The 17723-nt window shown below is 47.3% G+C and carries 10 protein-coding genes and 1 pseudogene; 10 read left to right on the plus strand and 1 reads right to left on the minus strand.

Features of this window, described 5'->3' with window-relative positions; all coding sequences use genetic code 11:
* Nucleotides 1–17: 17 nt before the first annotated feature.
* The 9 genes from dapB to secDF all read left to right on the plus strand — a co-directional run bounded on the left by dapB (nucleotide 18) and on the right by secDF (nucleotide 11767).
* A complete protein-coding gene (gene dapB, locus BQ7480_RS16645) occupies nucleotides 18–773 on the plus strand; it encodes a 4-hydroxy-tetrahydrodipicolinate reductase (RefSeq protein WP_022353063.1) in 756 nt (251 codons plus the stop codon).
* A 2-nt stretch (nucleotides 774–775) separates the two neighbouring features.
* The gene (locus BQ7480_RS16650) at nucleotides 776–2200 is read left to right on the plus strand and encodes a S26 family signal peptidase (RefSeq protein ID WP_072543721.1); all 1425 of its coding nucleotides are present in this window, start codon (nucleotides 776–778) and stop codon (nucleotides 2198–2200) included.
* Between the two features lie 4 nt (nucleotides 2201–2204).
* On the plus strand, nucleotides 2205–3122 hold the full coding sequence (lepB, locus tag BQ7480_RS16655; RefSeq protein WP_072543722.1) for a signal peptidase I: 918 nt from the start codon (nucleotides 2205–2207) through the stop codon (nucleotides 3120–3122).
* 14 nt (nucleotides 3123–3136) lie between these two features.
* Nucleotides 3137–3787 carry a WbqC family protein gene (locus BQ7480_RS16660; RefSeq protein WP_072544103.1) on the plus strand — a complete coding sequence of 217 codons (651 nt, stop codon included), beginning with the start codon at nucleotides 3137–3139 and terminating at the stop codon, nucleotides 3785–3787.
* A gap of 65 nt (nucleotides 3788–3852) precedes the next feature.
* Nucleotides 3853–4527, plus strand: coding sequence for a rhomboid family intramembrane serine protease (locus BQ7480_RS16665; protein ID WP_072543723.1), 675 nt, complete (start codon nucleotides 3853–3855; stop codon nucleotides 4525–4527).
* Complete coding sequence (locus tag BQ7480_RS16670) at nucleotides 4502–5395, plus strand: rhomboid family protein (RefSeq protein ID WP_072543724.1); 894 nt, start codon at nucleotides 4502–4504, stop codon at nucleotides 5393–5395. The genes BQ7480_RS16665 and BQ7480_RS16670 overlap by 26 nt, the downstream gene beginning before the upstream one ends.
* Nucleotides 5392–6450, plus strand: coding sequence for an endonuclease/exonuclease/phosphatase family protein (locus tag BQ7480_RS16675; protein WP_072543725.1), 1059 nt, complete (start codon nucleotides 5392–5394; stop codon nucleotides 6448–6450). The genes BQ7480_RS16670 and BQ7480_RS16675 overlap by 4 nt, the downstream gene beginning before the upstream one ends.
* 18 nt (nucleotides 6451–6468) lie before the next feature.
* Nucleotides 6469–8562 carry a M3 family metallopeptidase gene (locus BQ7480_RS16680; protein WP_072544104.1) on the plus strand — a complete coding sequence of 698 codons (2094 nt, stop codon included), beginning with the start codon at nucleotides 6469–6471 and terminating at the stop codon, nucleotides 8560–8562.
* 205 nt (nucleotides 8563–8767) lie between these two features.
* Nucleotides 8768–11767, plus strand: coding sequence for a protein translocase subunit SecDF (gene secDF / locus BQ7480_RS16685; protein WP_072543726.1), 3000 nt, complete (start codon nucleotides 8768–8770; stop codon nucleotides 11765–11767).
* Between the two features lie 147 nt (nucleotides 11768–11914).
* Here secDF and BQ7480_RS16690 read toward each other — a convergent pair whose 3' ends face one another.
* Nucleotides 11915–16015: a hybrid sensor histidine kinase/response regulator transcription factor gene (locus tag BQ7480_RS16690; protein WP_072543727.1), complete on the minus strand. Its 4101-nt coding sequence runs from the start codon at nucleotides 16013–16015 to the stop codon at nucleotides 11915–11917.
* Between the two features lie 174 nt (nucleotides 16016–16189).
* Here BQ7480_RS16690 and BQ7480_RS16695 point away from each other — a divergent pair.
* Nucleotides 16190–17721: pseudogene (locus tag BQ7480_RS16695) on the plus strand (hypothetical protein).
* Nucleotides 17722–17723 lie beyond the last annotated feature (2 nt).

A 17723-nucleotide genomic window follows, 5' to 3' on the forward strand; every position in this document is an offset into this window, starting at 1 on the left:
AAATTATCAGCAGAATTATGAAAATTGCATTGATTGGATATGGAAAGATGGGAAAGGAAATCGAAAAGATAGCTCTTTCCAGAGGACACGAAATTGTCAGTATCATTGATATAAATAACCGGGAAGATTTTGCTTCCGAAGCATTCCGTTCGGCCGATGTGGCTATTGAGTTCACGGCGCCGTCGGTGGCTTACGGCAATTGCCTGGAGGCCTTTAAGAATGGAGTGAAGGTGGTTTCAGGCAGTACCGGGTGGATGGCTGAACATGGGGAGGAAATGCGTCGCCTGTGTCAGGAAGAAGGAAAGACTTTGTTCTGGTCGTCCAACTTCAGCTTGGGAGTGGCTATTTTCTCGGCGGTCAACAAGTATCTGGCCAAAATCATGAACCAGTTCCCGAATTATGACGTGTCGATGGTGGAAACGCACCACGTACACAAGTTGGATGCACCGAGTGGTACGGCCATCACACTGGCGGAAGGGATTCTGGAGAACCTGGACCGCAAGCACAAATGGGTGATGGGCACGCTGACGGCTCCCGATGGAACCGTGACGGGTACAACTGATTGTGCACCGGATGAATTGCCGGTAAGTGCCATCCGCGAAGGAGAAGTACCGGGTATTCACACCATCAAGTACGAGTCGGAAGCCGATTCCATCGTGATTACGCACGATGCAAAGAACCGTAAAGGGTTTGCTTTGGGAGCGGTGCTGGCTGCCGAATATACAGCCGGACACACCGGTTTTCTGGGTATGAATGATTTATTTCAGTTTTGAGTATGATACAAGCCTCACGTAAACAATGGATAAAGTTCGGCATAGTGCTGGTGCTTTACCTGATTTTCCTGATTTGGTTGAAAAGCTGGCTGGGACTGATTGTGGTTCCGTTCATCTTTGATGCTTATATCTCCAAGAAGATTCCTTGGACATGGTGGAAGAAGTCGACCAACAAGACCGTGCTGACGGTGATGGGGTGGGTGGATGCCATCGTGTTCGCGTTGGTGGCTGTCTATTTCGTGAACCTGTATTTCTTCCAGAATTACGTGATTCCTTCGTCTTCATTGGAGAAATCGTTGCTGGTGGGCGACTACCTGTTTGTGAGCAAGATGAGTTATGGAGCCCGTATCCCGCAGACCCCGCTTCACATGCCGCTGACGCAGCATACGTTGCCGGTGTTCAACTGCAAGTCGTACCTGGAATGGCCGAAATGGGACTACAAACGGGTGTCCGGACTGGGGAAAGTGCAGCTGAACGACATCGTAGTGTTCAACTTCCCGGCTGGTGATACGGTGGCAACCGGCAATCCGGCAGAGGATATCTACCGCATGAGCTATGCCATCGGCAAGCAGCTTTCACAGCCCATCGACTTGGCCAGCTTGAATGTGGAACAGCAGCGTGAAGTGTACGATTATTATTATACGGTGGGCCGCAAGTATATCGATGAGAATCCGCAGCTGTATGGCAAGGTGATTACGCGTCCGGTAGACCGCCGGGAGAACTACGTGAAGCGTTGCGTGGGACTTCCGGGACAGACGTTGCAGATCAAGGACCGGATTATCTATCTGGACGGCAAACCGAACAAGGAGCCGGACAATGTACAGTACCGTTATTTCGTACATACCAAAGGCATGCTGCCGGAGGATTTGTGTCATGAGCTGGGTATCAGCAAGGAAGACCTGATGGGGTATTATACGGAGGAATCGGTGTACAACATGCCGCTGACCGAGAAGGCCAAAGCAGCTCTGCTGGCCCGGAAAGATTTGGTGACTTCCATTGAGAATGTACCGGACGACGATGCGGGCGGGTTGTATCCCGACAACAAGCTGACGGGCTGGACGGTAGACAACTATGGGCCGATATGGATTCCGAAGAAGGGGGCTACCGTGGATTTGACCTTGGACAACCTGCCGATTTATGAACGTCCTATCCGGAACTACGAAGGCAACAGTTTGGAGGTGAAGGACGGAAAGATTTATATCAACGGACAGGAAACTACGAAATATACCTTTAAGATGGATTATTACTGGATGATGGGAGACAACCGTCACAATTCGGCCGACTCCCGTTTCTGGGGTTTTGTGCCGGAAGACCATATCGTGGGCAAGCCGATTTTCATCTGGCTGTCGCTGGATCAGGACCGCGGGTGGTTCGACGGAAAGGTTCGCTGGAACCGTCTGTTCAAGTTTGTAGATTCCATCAAATGAGTGTATGAGCAAAGGAAAGTCCGGATGGGGGTGGTTGAAGGCAACCGGCGTGGCGGTGCTGACCGTCTGGCTGGTGCGGACACTGCTTGTGACGACTTGTGTGATTCCTTCCTCCGGCATGGAGAATTCACTGTACCAAGGGGAACGGATTCTGGTCAGCAAGTGGAGTTACGGGCTGCGTCTGCCTTTCTGTTCGCTTTTCGGCTATCACCGGCTGGCAGCTTCCCGTGCAAGGAAAGGGGATATCGTGCTGTTCAACAATCCGCATCCTGAGAATCCGAAGACGGGAATCGAGTGGCGGGAACTGTTCATCAGCCGTTGCATCGGTACGCCGGGCGATACGCTGATGCTGGACGCTGATTTGAATAATGTAGGCGGGAAGGTGTTGAGCCCGGATGCCAAGTCGCTGTATGCTTATCCGGTATCGACGGAGGATTTGATGCTGACGGTACTGTCGGTGCTGGGCCTCAAGGGCAATGCGCTGGTGGGGTATACTTCCGACGGGGGGTATATCCGGAGTTTCAGCCAGTATGAATATTATTTGCTTTCGCAGAAGCTGGAAGGGCGGATTCCGCTGATTCCGCTGGACGAGAAAAACCGTACGGAGGCGCATCCGTATGTGATTCCGGCAAAGGGAATACCAGTGAAGGTGTATCCGTGGAATGTGACGTTGCTGTGCAACACGATTGTGGCACATGAGCATCAGCCGGCAGAGGTACGTCACGACACGTTGTGGGTGAAAGGAAAGCCGGTAGAGGCGTATACCTTCAGTAAGGACTACTACTGGATGGCCTCGAACGACCCGGTGAATATCTGTGACTCCCGTTTGTTCGGGCTGGTTCCGGAAGACCATCTGGTGGGAAAGGCCTGGCTTATCTGGTATTCTTCCCGGAAGGGACGTTTCGGGCAACGGGTGCAATGACTAAAAGAGAAAAAATGAAAGATGAAGTGATTTTAGGGTCGGCCTATCTGGCTCCCGTGGAATATTATACTAAACTTTTTGCTTATCCTTCGGTGTATGTGGAGCGGTATGACCACTACATGAAGCAGACCTACCGGAACCGCTGCGTGATTGCATCGGCCGACGGCCCGCTGGCATTGACCATCCCGACAGAAAAGGGGGATGACCTGAAATGCCTGATGAAGGATATACGTATTTCCGACCATGGCAACTGGCGGCACGTGCATTGGAACGCCTTCGTGGCGGCTTACAAGCATAGCCCGTTCTTCGATTATTATGCGGATGAGTTCCATCGGTTTTTTGAGCAGAAGTATGCGTTTCTGTTCGATTTCAACCTGGAATTGTGTGAGTGGGTGTGCCAACAGATTGATATGCAGCCTCGCCTGATACCAACCGACGATTATGTGCCGGAGCCGGAGACTGCGGATGATTTCCGGGAACGGATTCATCCCAAACGGGATTTCCGGGAGGCGGACAAGGAGTTTGTGCCGAAGCCTTATTATCAAGTGTTTGACCAGAAATTGGGTTTCCTGCCTAACCTGAGTGTGATAGACCTGCTTTTTAATATGGGGCCGGAAAGCTTGCTGGTGTTGCGTGACTCTATCGGTGTGTGCAATGAATTTTAAGCATACAGATGCGTCCAAACCAGATTTATATTGTACATTTGCAACTGAATCAATGATTTAACAACATGAATAATCTTCCAACAGTAACGAAAAACCTGCTTATTATCAATGTGCTCTGTTTTCTGGGTATGTTTGTGGCCCGGAAATACGGGGTGGATATAGAGAATCTGCTCGGTCTTCACTTTTTCCTGGCCTCGGACTTTAACCTGGGGCAGCTTATCACGTATATGTTCATGCATGCCAACTTCTCGCATATCTTTTTCAATATGTTTGCGGTATGGATGTTCGGACGGGTATTGGAACAGGTGTGGGGACCCAAGCGTTTCCTGACATACTACCTGGTTTGCGGTATCGGGGCCGGACTGATTCAGGAACTGGTGCAGTACCTGGAATATGCCATGGTGTGGTCGAACTATACTTCGGTCGATACGGGACTGGGTGTCATTCCGATGGAAGCCTTCCTGAACCAGCTGACCACAGTGGGTGCTTCGGGAGCTGTGTATGGTATTCTGCTGGCTTTCGGAATGCTGTTTCCCAACAGCCAGATGTTCGTATTCCCTATTCCGATGCCCATCAAGGCAAAATATTTCGTGATTGGTTATGCGGTATTGGAGCTGGTGCTCGGTTTGGGAGGCGGTGACAATGTGGCACACTTCGCACATTTGGGCGGTATGCTGTTCGGCTTGATACTGATTATTTATTGGAAAAAGAAAAATGGCAGCGGACGGATTTATTACTGATTTGAAACGGAAATTCCAGCAGGGCGACATTGCGGTACGGTTGGTGTACATCAACGTGGCAGTGTTTCTGGCCGTGACGGTGGTACAGATTTTTCTGACCCTGTTTAATGTGCCTTCATCGCCTTGGATGCATTTCCTGGAGCTGCCAGCCTGGACGGAAGCGTTTATCCGTCAGCCTTGGTCGCTGCTGACGTACATGTTCATGCATGCCGGCGTGTTGCATATTCTGTTCAATATGCTGTGGCTTTTCTGGTTCGGACGTTTGTTCCTGATGTTCTTTTCGGCCAGGCACCTGCGTGGACTGTATTTTCTGGGAGGTATCTGCGGCGGGCTGCTGTACATGCTGGCGTATAATGTGTTCCCCTATTTTCAGGAGGCTGTGTATTCCTCTTATCTGCTGGGGGCATCGGCTTCGGTGCTGGCCATTGTGGTGGCAGTGGGCGTACGCGAGCCGAACTATCCGGTGCAGTTCCTGTTCATAGGTACGGTTCGCCTGAAATATGTGGCTTTGTTCATGGTGGTGCTCGATTTGCTGTTCATGACTTCGGGCAATGCGGGTGGTCATATCGCTCATCTGGGTGGTGCATTGGCCGGATGGGTGTTTGCGGCTGGTTTGCAGCACGGGCGTGATGTCACGAAAGGAATCAATGCGGTGTGCGACTGGTGCATGCGGCTGGGACATCCGGTGAAACGCAAGCCTAAGATGAAGGTGCATTATGGAGGACGTCAGGCCGATTATGATTACAATGCCCGCAAGAAGGAACGGGAGGCTGAAATCGACCGGATTCTAGATAAATTGCGGAAGTCGGGATACAACAGCCTGACGGAAGAAGAAAAAAAGAGATTATTTGACGCGAGTAAGAAATGAATATTCTGGGACATACAGTAAAAGGGGTGCTTCTGCTTGCGAATATCGGGGCGGGAGCGGGATTCCTGTTGTGTGCGTATAGCCCTTCTTTGTCGCCTGTAGCCCATCCGGTGCTTTCGTGTGCGGGACTGTTTTTCCCTTTTTTATTGCTGGCTGTACTGGTGTTTGTACCAGTCTGGCTGTTTTATTACAGACGGTTTTTGTGGGTACCGCTGGCCTTTCTGCTGTTGGGTGGAGGGGCTATTGTGACGTACTGTCCTTTTCGCAGTGCACAGGAAACGGCAGACGGAGAGGTGTTGAAATTCTTGACGTATAACGTGATGGGGATGCAAGGGGATACGGAAGATGAATCTCATCCGATACAGACTTATATCCAGCAGAGTGATGCCGATGTGGTATGTCTGCAGGAATTCCGTTGGGATGAGAAACAGATGAAAAAAGCGTTTCCAATGTATCCTTACGTGCGGAGTCTGGATGTGGGAAATGGGAACCGGATGGGATGTCTTTCACGTTTTCCCATTCTTTCGGCACGGCCGATACCGTATCAGAGCGGGACGAACGGGAGTTTTCTTCTTCAGTTAAAGATGGAAAAAGATACTTTGACGGTGGTATGCAACCATTTGGAATCGAACAAGTTGGATGCACACGACAAAGAGGTGTATGAAGGGTTGTTGAAATCGCCGGATGAACAGAAAGTCAAATCGGACGGGAAGTATCTGATTCGGAAACTGGCAGATGCGGCGGTGATTCGTGCTCCTCAGGCTGACTCTGTGGCTCAGGTCATCTCCCGGGAGGCTACCTCATATTTGCTGGTATGTGGCGATTTCAATGATTCGCCGATTTCGTATGCCCATCGTACCATCGGAAGGGGATTGACCGATGCCTATCGTGCGGCGGGATGGGGGCCTGGATTTTCTTACAACCGGAATTTCCTGTATTTCCGCATCGATCACCTGTTTGTGAACAAGGGCTTCCGACCTTTGAAATGCCGGGTGGATAATTCCATTTCGGCTTCCGACCATTATCCGCTGTGGTGTTTGGTAGAGAAATTATAACCTGATAAAAACAATATGATGAAGAATTTAATTTTTGCAGCCGCTATGAGTTGTATGGTATGTGCCTGTGGACAGCAGGCAGCTGATACGGACAATCCGTTTCTGACTGAGTTTGAAACGCCTTATGGCACGCCGGATTTCAACCGGATTAAGGTGGAGCATTATGAACCGGCCTTTCTGAAAGGCATTGAGCAGCAGAATCAGGAAATCAAGGCCATTGTGGAGAATCCGGAAGAACCGACTTTCGAGAATACCATCGTGGCATTGGATAACAGTGGGGAAATCCTGGCTCGGGTGAGTGGGGTGTTCTTTGCTTTGACTGAAGCCGATACGAACGATGAACTGATGGCATTGGAGGGCAAAATCGCTCCGATGTTGTCTGAACACAGTGACAATATTTTCCTGAACCAGGATTTGTATAAGCGGGTAGCTGCCGTGCATGCACAGGAGGAGGCCGGAAAAATCACGCTGACCACTGAGCAGCATTATCTGCTGGATAAATATTACAAGGAGTTTATCCGTTCGGGTGCGGGGCTGGATGCACAGAAACAGGAGCGTCTGCGCGAAATCAACAAGCAGCTTTCTACACTGACCATCGAGTTTGGCAATCATGTGCTGGCCGATAACAACGATTATCTGCTGGTGGTAGACAAGAAAGAAGATTTGGCCGGTCTGCCGGAAGCGGTGATTGAAGGAGCGGCTCATGAAGCAAAAGCGCACGGGAAGGACGGAAAATGGGTATTCACTTTGCAGGAATCCAGCCGTACGCCGTTGCTGCAGTATGCACAGAACCGTGAGTTGAGAAAGAATATTTATCAGGCTTATACCAGTTTGGGCAACCGGGGCAATGCCAACGACAACAAGGACGTGTTGAAGCAGGTGTTGGCACTCCGTCTGGAAAAGGCACAGCTGATGGGATTCAGTAACTATGCGGAATACCAGTTGTCCGACAACATGGCCAAGACACCTCAGAATGCGTTGGATTTACTGTATGGATTGTGGAAATATTCCATCAAGAATGCCGAGGCTGAGGCTGCAGAACTCCAGAAAATCATGGACCGTGAAGGTAAAGGCGAGAAATTGGAAGCATGGGACTGGTGGTATTATGCCGAGAAACTCCGTCAGGAAAAATATAGTCTGAACGAAGATGAAATTAAGCCTTATTTCAGTCAGGAAGACGTGTTCAACGGTTTGTGCATGGTAGTGAACAAGCTGTATGGCATTACCCTTACTCCGTGTGACTCCATCTCGGTGTACAACAAAGATGTGAAAACTTACATTGTGAAGGATGCAGACGGCTCGCTCTTGGGTGTGTTCTACAGTGACTATATGCCGCGTGCCAGCAAGCGGAGCGGTGCCTGGATGAGCAACTTCCGTGAAGAACAGGAAGGTGTCCGCCCGTTGATTTACAATGTGGCCAGCTTTACCAAACCGGCCGGTGACATCCCGTCATTGCTGACTATTGATGAGGCTCGTACGATGTTCCATGAATTCGGACATGCCCTGCACGGTTTGCTGACACAGTGTAAGTATAAAGGTGTATCCGGAACCTCGGTGGCACGTGACTTTGTGGAACTTCCTTCGCAGATTATGGAACACTGGGCTGTGGCTCCGGAGGTGCTGAAGATGTATGCCAAGCATTATAAGACCCGTGAGGCCATTCCGGATTCTTTGATTGCCAAGATTGAAAACCAAGCCTTGTTCAACCAGGGATTCATGACGACCGAGTTGCTGGCTGCTGCTATCCTGGATATGGAAATGCACTGCCTGACCACCATGGAAGGCTTTGACGTACTGCAGTTTGAAAAGCAGCTGATGGATAAAATCGGTCTGATTCCGCAAATTGCACCTCGTTACCGTTCTACCTATTTCAATCACATCATGGGTGGCTATGCAGCCGGATACTACTGCTATCTGTGGGCAGAACGTCTGGATACGGATGCGTTTGAAGCGTTCAAGGAACACGGACTGTTTGACCAGGCTACAGCTACTTCTTTCCGCAAGAACATCTTGGAGAAAGGTGGTTCCGATGATCCGATGAAGCTGTATGTCACTTTCCGTGGGGCGGAACCTAGTATCGAACCGCTGTTGCAGGCACGTGGATTGAAATAAATTGCCTGAATGATAGGGGTTACCCTATACTTTATAAATAAAAGAAGGAGCTATTGCTTAATTTTTGCAAGCGATAGCTCCTTTTTTAGGCTCTATGGCTTAAATATTTACAATCGTTTCCGCATATCTAATGAAAAAAAACTATATTTGCAACCTTGAATAAACGTATCAAATTTTAAAAGTAAATATAATAAATTAAAGTAACATGCAAAACAAAGGATTTGTAAAGGTTTTTGCGGTATTACTGACCCTTGCGTGTGCTTTTTACCTTTCATTCTCATTCGTTACCCGTTATCAGATGAACAAGGCGGCTGAGGACCCGAAGGGTTCGGCACATTACCTGGATTCCATGCAGAATCAGAAGGTGTGGTTGGGGATTTACACGCTGAAACAATGTCGTGAGATGGAAATCGGGTTGGGTTTGGACCTGAAAGGTGGTATGAACGTCATTCTGGAAGTTTCCGTACCGGACGTAGTGAAGGCGTTGGCCGACAACAAACCGGATGAAGCCTTTAACAAGGCTGTGGCTGAAGCTGCCAAATTGCAGATTAACAGTCAGGAAGATTTCGTGACCCTGTTTATCAGAGAATACAAGAAACTGGCTCCGGAAGGCAAACTTGCTGAACTTTTTGCCACCCAGCAGTTGAAAGACAAAGTGAATACCCGTAGTACAGACGCAGAAGTAGAGAAAGTATTGCGCGAGGAAGTAAAAGCTGCCGTAGACAACTCTTACAATGTTTTGCGTACACGTATCGACCGTTTTGGTGTGGCTCAGCCGAACATCCAGACACTGGAAGGAAAGATGGGCCGTATCATGGTGGAACTGCCGGGTATCAAGGAACCGGAACGTGTGAGAAAACTCTTGCAGGGTTCTGCCAACTTGGAATTCTGGGAAACTTTCGAAGCAAAAGATATCGTGCCGGTATTGGCTTCTGCCGACAACCGTGCCCGTGGCTTGCTGAACAACGAGGCTCCTGCTGATTCTGTACAGGCTGAAGCCGATACGACTGCAGTGGCTCAGGCTTCTGCCGTTTCTGCCAAAGACAGCCTGACGGCTGCCCTGAAGGGAGAAACATCGGCTGCTTCCAGTGCTGATATGGAACAGATGAAAAAAGAACATCCGTTGTTGTCTGTACTGCAGCTGAACCAGAGCGGAGTAGGTTGTATCGTAGGTTATGCCGATTATAAAGATACAGCGGATGTAAACCGCATCCTGAACATGAAGGCCGTGAAGGAAGTGATGCCGCGCGACCTGAAACTGATGTGGGGTGTAAGAGCTTCTGATTTGGATAAGAGCGGACGTATTTTTGAGTTATATGCTATTAAATCTACCCAACGTAATGGTCGTGCGCCGTTGGAGGGGGATGTTGTTACAGATGCTCGTGATTCCTATGATCAGTATAACAAACCTTGTGTAACGATGGCTATGAATACGGAAGGTGCTCGTCGTTGGGCGCAATTGACTAAAAAGAATGAGGGCCGTGAAATTGCTATCGTATTGGATGGATATGTATACAGTGCCCCACGTTCTAACGGTGAAATTGCTGGAGGTCATTCTGAGATTACAGGTAATTTTACTCCAGAGCAGACAAAAGACTTGGCCAACGTGTTGAAATCTGGTAAGATGCCGGCTCCGGCACATATCGTACAGGAAGACATCGTAGGTCCGTCTCTGGGACAGGAATCTATCAACCAAGGTATTGTATCCTTCATCGTGGCTTTGATTGTCCTGATGGCTTACATGTGTGTGATGTACGGATTCATTCCGGGTATGGTGGCTAACGGTGCGTTGTTCATCAACTTCTTCTTCACACTGGGTATTCTTTCCTCTTTCCAGGCTGCCTTGACGATGTCCGGTATCGCCGGTATGGTGTTGTCACTGGGTATGGCCGTGGATGCGAACGTATTGATTTATGAACGTACAAAAGAAGAGCTTCGTGCAGGCAAGGGAACCAAGCAGGCTTTGGCCGAAGGTTACAAGAATGCGTTCTCTGCTATCTTCGACTCTAACTTGACTTCTATCATCACAGGTATCATCCTGTTCAACTTCGGTACCGGTCCGATTCGTGGTTTCGCCACTACCCTGATTATCGGTATCCTCTGTTCGTTCTTCTCAGCTGTGTTCTTGACTCGTCTGGTTTACGAACACTTCATGAACAAAGACAAATGGTTGAACCTGACATTCACTACAAGCGTTTCAAAGAACCTGATGCAGAATGTACACTATAACTTCATGGGTATCACCAAACGTTCGTTCACGGTTTGGGGAATCATCATCGTAGTATGCATCGTTTCTTTCTTTGTACGCGGACTGGCACAGAGTATCGACTTCACTGGTGGACGTAACTTCGTGGTTCAGTTTGAACAAGTGGTACAGCCGGAAACCGTACGCGACTTGCTGCAGCCGAAAGTGGGAGATGCCAACGTACAGGCCATTGCCTTGGGTACAGATGGAAAGACTATCCGTGTGACTACCAACTACCGCATCAATGAAGATTCTCCGACAATCGATGCCGAAATCGAGGAGTTCCTTTACAATGCGTTGAAAGAAGGTAACTTGCTGGGTAAGGGTACTACGCTCGAAATCTTCATCGACCGTGATAACCGTGCCGGAGGTTCTATCATCAGTTCTCAGAAGGTAGGTCCTAGTATCGCCGATGACATCAAGACATCCGCTATCTGGTCGGTTGTACTGGCTTTGATTGCCATCGGTGTGTATATCCTGATTCGTTTCAGCAACATCGCCTTCAGTATCGGTGCTACGGTGGCATTGATGGTGGATACCGTATTGATTATCGGTGCCTACTCTTTGTGCTACGGATGGATGCCGTTCTCTCTGGAAATTGACCAGACGTTCATTGGTGCCATCCTGACGGCCATCGGTTACTCTATCAACGATAAGGTGGTCATCTTCGACCGTGTGCGTGAGTTTATTGGTCTATATCCAAAACGCGAACGTGCCCAGCTGTTCAATGACTCATTGAATACGACCTTGGCCCGTACCATCAACACTTCTTTGAGTACGTTGATTGTATTGCTGAGTATTTTCATCCTGGGTGGTGACAGTATCCGCAGCTTTGCATTCGCCATGATTTTGGGTGTGGTAATCGGTACATTGTCTTCTTTGTTCGTGGCTGCTCCGGTAGCTTACCTGACTATGGGACACAAGATGCCGAAGCAAGTAGGTGAAGCAGAAGAAGCATAATAATAAGCATTTTGATATAATTTTGAAGAACGGCTGTTTTCCTCGTGAAGACAGCCGTTCTTTTATGCGTTCTTTCGTGCTGGGAAAACGCCTTTACGTTTCAAATCAAACGTAAAGACGTTTTTTATCGGATGTGAGAAATGGATTTCAACCTTCTTTTTCTTCGGTCGTATCTTCGATAGAAGCTCCTGTCAGCTGCTTCAGATAGTCGGAGGCCGACATGCCGAATTCTTCTTTAAAACACTGGCGGAAATACACGTTGCTGTTGATGCCCACTTTGAAGGCGATTTCGGAGATGGTATATTTGCCTTCCAGCAGGTATTTCTCAGCTAGTTGCATTTTGATTTTCCGGATATATTCATTGGTAGACATCCCTGTAAGCGCTTTGACTTTCCGGTAAAGCGTGGAACTGCTCATGCATAATGCGTTGGACAAAACCGTGATATCCACATTTTCCGCTGCAGAGAGGCTTTCCGTTATGATATGGGTAATCTTGTCCAGAAATTCCTTGTCCAGTTTGTTCATTGATTCCGTGATGATGGCCCTCTTTTCCTCCATGCTTTGTCTTTGTGGCTTCTCCGGCCGGATAGCGAAACGTTCGGACAGCAATCGCCGTTGTGCCAGCAGGTTGCTGATTCGGCTCTGCAACAGGCTGGCACTGAAAGGTTTGGTGAGGTAGGAGTCGGCTCCGGCCTGATACCCTTCTTCCTTGTCGGTGATGCTGTCTTTTGCCGTGAGGAGGATGACCGGGATGTGACTGGTACGGATATCCGTTTTCAGCTTCTGGCACATCACGATACCGTTCATTACAGGCATCATGATGTCACTGACGACGATGTCGGGGGCACAGTCGGTGGCTATTTTCAATCCTTCCTTTCCATTAGAGGCCGTTTTCACTTCATATAAATCCGTGAAAGCATCGACAATATAGTCGCGGATGTCGGCATTGTCTTCCACCACCAGTACGATGGGACGTGAATTTTTCGCATTGTCTGCCATTTCCAGTTTCTCGATGTTTTCTTCTTTCGCTTCCTGTATGTCCGTATGTACATCCTCTCCATGTAAGGCGTTGGGATAAGTGTTGTTGGCCTGTAAGCGCAGATAGAAAGTCGTGCCGATGTCAGGGAGGCTTTTCACTTGGATATCTCCCTCATGCAGGGTAACCAAGTTCTTTACCAGAGCCAGTCCGATGCCTGTTCCCGAAGCCTGATGTTCTCCGCTTTCCTGATAATAGCGTTCAAAGATATGGTCGAGTGCTTCCTTCCCGATACCATAGCCAGTGTCTTCCACGGAAAGTTGTGCATATCGTATGTCGTTTTCCGTGACCCATTCAGCCCGTACACGTACATATCCTTTGTCAGTATATTTCAGGGCATTGGAAATCAGGTTGTCCAGAATCATCATGATGACCTCCTTGTCGAAAAACAGAATCATGTTCTCTTCTTCCACCTCTATTAATATCTGTATGTTGGGATTGTTGTTCAACTCCTTGTATTTCAGTCCGGTTTCATAGACCGCGCTGGTCAGATTCCCTTTTGTGACACACAGTTTCTTGTTCTGAGTCTCCGTTTTCCGGAAATCCAGTATCTGGTTAATCAGATTCAGCAGGCGGACAGCACTTTGGTGGATAACCGAAATCCGGTGATGGTCTTTGGGAGAAAGGCTGCTGTTTTTCACCATGTCTTCCAGTGGTCCTAGAATCAAGGTAAGCGGCGTACGTAATTCGTGTGTAATGTTGGTGAAGAACCTCAACCGTTCGTCATTCAATCTCTGTTCCTGTTCGTGACTCATCTTTTCAGACTCATACAGATACTCCAGGTTCAGTTTGCGTTTATAAGCCCACAGTCCGCCGATGAGGATTCCGATACCTCCAAGTACGTAAAGAATTTTTGCCCACCAGGAGAGCCAGAGGGGAGGAGCGATGACGATTTCCACTTTTGAGATATCGTTGGACCATTCTTGGTTCCGGATGCGGGTTTTTACCTGGAACTCATATTTCCCCGGCGGCAGATTGCGGAAAGTCACGTTGTGCGGGTCTTTCACTGTGTACCACGCGTTTTCAAGCCCCTTCAGCATATAGGCATATTCCACTCTTTCGTTCAAGGAATAATCCTGTATGTGGAAGGAAATATTGAAATTGTTCTGCAAAAATTTCAGCTGTATACTCTCTTGGTTAATCAGGGGGATTTCCGTTTCATTGCTGTTTTCCGAGGTCAGCGGTTCATATATCGTTATTTTTCCGATAACGGCTTTGGGAGATTGTTTTTTATCCAGAATCTGGCTGGGGGTAAAATAGCACAATCCGTTGGTCGAACCGAAGTAGAGAGTATGGTTTTTATCTTTGCAAACACTTCTACCCATAAAACTGGCCATGGGGATATTGTCCCTGTAATCGTAATTGTAGATGTTCTGTCTGTCTTTTGATAAACAGCTGATTCCTTGGTTGGTACTGAACCAGATATTTTTGTCGTCATCCTCTGTGATGGCCCAGATAAAGGTGTTGGTCAGTCCTTCATTGCGTTGGAAAATTTTATATTTCCAGGGGGACTGGTTGGATATTTGTACCAGACCTTCTCCTGTGGCTGCCCATATCGTTCCCTGAGAATCTTCAAAAAGCTGGTTGATGGTATTGGATGGGAATCCTCTGAAAGTGTTGAACTCCTTTAATTGTTTCCAATTGGGAGAATAAAGAAAAATTCCACTTCCAAAACTTCCTACCCATATTTGCCCTTTGGAGTCTTTGATGACTGAGCGTACCAGATTGTCGGGCATATTGATGTGATGGAGAATCTTTTGGGAGTTTCTGTCTATCTGAAAAACCCCTTCGCTCGTACCTACCCAGATGATGCCTTCCTTATCCTCAAAGAGTGACCGCACGTCATAGGTAGCCTGTTCCTTGGGAAAGATTTGCCGGAAGTTTTTAGTATGCTTATCATAGAACATGATACCTCCATAAAAGATGCCGAACCAAAGGTTGCCTTTCTGGTCACACAATGCGGCCTGTATGGAGTTTCCACTAAGGTTTCCACTGTTTTCGGTATAAGTCGCTATTCTTTGTCCGTTTTCCAGTACGTTGATGCCTCCTCCGTCTGTGCCCACCCATAAAATGCCTTGTTTGTCAATGCAGACAGCACTGGCGATATGGGCATTTAAATTGCTTCCCGGAGAGTTGGGGGAATAGCTGAACGATTTGAACAAGGCTGCATTGGGACTGAGAAAGTTCACTCCTCCTCCCCATGTGCCGGCCCAGATGTTCTGGTGGGAATCTTGAAACAGGCAACGTACGGTCGAATTATTAAGGTTGTATTCATTGTCTCCTGCCTGAATGAAGTGGACCTCTTCGGCTGTGTTGAACATGCTTTTGGACAGGTCAATAATGGCGATGCCGCCAAATTCCGTAGCCACCCACAGCTCGTGTTCATTGAATTGCTGGATGTCGTAAATGCGGTGGGAAAGAGGTGAGCCTTTTTCTCCAATCCGGATGAAGTCTTCCGTTTCAGGTTTATAAAGTGCCAGTCCCTTTTCTGTGCCAATCCAGATGTTGCCTGTATTGTCTTTGAAAATGCATTGTACGTTGTTGCTTGGGAGGGTGTGGATGTCTTGTTTGTCGTACGTAAAGTTCCTGATTCTTTTGTCCTTGATGGAAAGGATACTCATTCCATGCTGTGCGTGTCCGATATATAAGTTTCCTTTGTGGTCGTCTGCTACTGCCCAGACCGTATTACTTGGGAGTCCGGGGACAGTACCCTGATTATAATGTGTGAATTTTCCGGTAGCTTTATCCAGATAGTCGATACCTCTCCAGTACGTGGTTATCCATAAATTTCCATCGGCTGCTACCGACAGGCTGGTGACATCGTTGGTAGCGATGCTGTTTGGGTCTTTGGGGTTGTGTTGGAAGACAATCTGCTGGCATGTCTTATAGTTGAATGCATTTAACCCTGCCCGTTGGGTGGCAATCCATAGAATGGGTTCTTTGGGGTCGTCCAACAGACAATTTAGTTCATTGCCCGTCAAGTTGAGTGAACTCCTTTCTTCTTTTTTGTAGAATGAGGTGAAGGAATTTCCCTCCAATTTGTTCAGTCCTTCTTCGGTGGCAAACCAGAGATAACCGTTTTTGTCTTCCGCGATGTCGATGACATAGCTGTTGGAGAGCTTTTTCTCCAGTCCTAACTTTTTTATGGTGTAGGGTTGTGCTTGGATAACAAGGAATTGCAGGAGTAAAAGTAAGGTAAAACAAGTTCTCATATCATAGATTTTTTATCGTTTCAAAAATACGAATATTTGTGGAATTAACAGTATGTAAATCGTGCAATGAGCGATTTGTGGTCGCTCATTGCACGATAGGTTTTATATTAAATTTAAGGTAATAAGTATTTTCGCACTCGAAAAAATAATGTTTAATCATAAATGCTAATAATTATGAGGACAAGATTCTTGAAAGTTTCTTTGCTCTGTGTGCTTTTTGCCACAGGGGTCTTTGTAACAGGTTGTAGTGATGATAATAAGTATGCGGATGTGGATGGGGAAGCACCTGTTGCAGTATTAAAAGCTGACCATATTCAGAGTGGTGCCGGACATGACTTCACGATTGAAGGAACGCTTACGGATGCAGACGGTATTTCTGCAATTAAATTGGAATGTGCAGATTTGTATCTGAACAAGACCATTGATTTGATTGATATTTATGGGGCTCCTCAAACCTCTTACGATTTGAGCTATAAATTCAGTCTGGCAAAAGATGAAGTCGGTGAACAGTTTACGGTAAAGGTAACCGTTATAGATGTCGGTGGACGTGAGACTTCACAAGATGTGTTGATTACAATGGACGGAGATTTTGAGAATCCCGTATTTGCAGTGGCTCCAGACAAGACTATCACCGTTTTGATGAAGGCTGACCGGAATCCTCAGTATACTTTGAACTTCACTGCTACTGATGATAGAAAGTTGGATTATGTAACCATTGAGATTCCTGAACTGAGTGGTTTTGAAACTCGTACGGTGAGCGCGGAAGGAAAAGCTTCTTTGACTTTTAAAGAGGCTATAGTCTTTCCTAATGAAAGTCAAACTTATACGATTAATCTGACAGCTTATGATGCGGTAGGAAACAGCGTGACTTCTACTTGCAATGTGACGGTTTCAGAAATGCCTGACTTTGAAAAAATGTATTTGGCAGACGTAAAAACGGATGAAGAGCTGAACAGTGATGTATTTGGTGTGCCTATGGTTATCAATCATACTGGGGAATATCAATATAAAGCTCGTTATTACAACAAAGCTGCAGGTACAGAGATTTTCTTCCTTCCACAAAAGACCAGCTTTACTCCGATTTGTTTCGGATTGGATCCTGAAGATTCCAATAAACTGACTGATGATCCGGAAACAGCAAAGCCGATTGTACTGGATACTCCTAATTATATTATGAGATTGATATAAATGTAAAACAGTCTACGTATACTATAAAGACTTATTCTGTCAATGAGGCTACCGACCCTATCAACTATGAATATGGACAGCCTTGTTTCGATGTATGGGAGAATGGTACTGAGTTCATCAACTTCTATATAGGATGGGGTGGTTCTCCTCAGGACGCAGGCGAACATCTGTTTGTCCAAGATGCCAATAATCCTCATTTGTTCTATTATCCGGCTGCAGGTGCTACTTGGTCTTTGGAATCAGGTGAAGAACTGAACTTCATTATTTCCAATTATCACCCAAGTGGTTGGTGGGACCATGTAGAATGGCGTTGTGATAATTCTACGGACATTGAGAAGTTTGGATATTTTAGCAAGAAAAATGATGTGAATCCGAACTGGGAAGGTACCAACCAAAAATGGTCGGATGGTTCTTCCGTACAGGACAACTGGATGAAGCCGGTTATCACCAAAGGAGGAAATTATCGCTTTGAGTTTGATGCCCATCTGGGTAGAGGTAAAATTGTCCCTGCTAATTAATT

Origin of the sequence: Bacteroides mediterraneensis, assembly GCF_900128455.1 — a bacterium.
GTDB lineage: Bacteria > Bacteroidota > Bacteroidia > Bacteroidales > Bacteroidaceae > Phocaeicola > Phocaeicola mediterraneensis.

What these genes read in the sequence shown, in the direction of transcription:
- dapB (WP_022353063.1), top strand. Translation starts at nt 18, where the DNA reads ATGAAAATTGCATTGATTGGATATGGAAAGATGGGAAAGGAAATCGAA.
- BQ7480_RS16650 (WP_072543721.1), top strand. Translation starts at nt 776, where the DNA reads ATGATACAAGCCTCACGTAAACAATGGATAAAGTTCGGCATAGTGCTG.
- lepB (WP_072543722.1), top strand. Translation starts at nt 2,205, where the DNA reads ATGAGCAAAGGAAAGTCCGGATGGGGGTGGTTGAAGGCAACCGGCGTG.
- BQ7480_RS16660 (WP_072544103.1), top strand. Translation starts at nt 3,137, where the DNA reads ATGAAAGATGAAGTGATTTTAGGGTCGGCCTATCTGGCTCCCGTGGAA.
- BQ7480_RS16665 (WP_072543723.1), top strand. Translation starts at nt 3,853, where the DNA reads ATGAATAATCTTCCAACAGTAACGAAAAACCTGCTTATTATCAATGTG.
- BQ7480_RS16670 (WP_072543724.1), top strand. Translation starts at nt 4,502, where the DNA reads ATGGCAGCGGACGGATTTATTACTGATTTGAAACGGAAATTCCAGCAG.
- BQ7480_RS16675 (WP_072543725.1), top strand. Translation starts at nt 5,392, where the DNA reads ATGAATATTCTGGGACATACAGTAAAAGGGGTGCTTCTGCTTGCGAAT.
- BQ7480_RS16680 (WP_072544104.1), top strand. Translation starts at nt 6,469, where the DNA reads ATGAAGAATTTAATTTTTGCAGCCGCTATGAGTTGTATGGTATGTGCC.
- secDF (WP_072543726.1), top strand. Translation starts at nt 8,768, where the DNA reads ATGCAAAACAAAGGATTTGTAAAGGTTTTTGCGGTATTACTGACCCTT.
- BQ7480_RS16690 (WP_072543727.1), bottom strand. Translation starts at nt 16,015, where the DNA reads ATGAGAACTTGTTTTACCTTACTTTTACTCCTGCAATTCCTTGTTATC.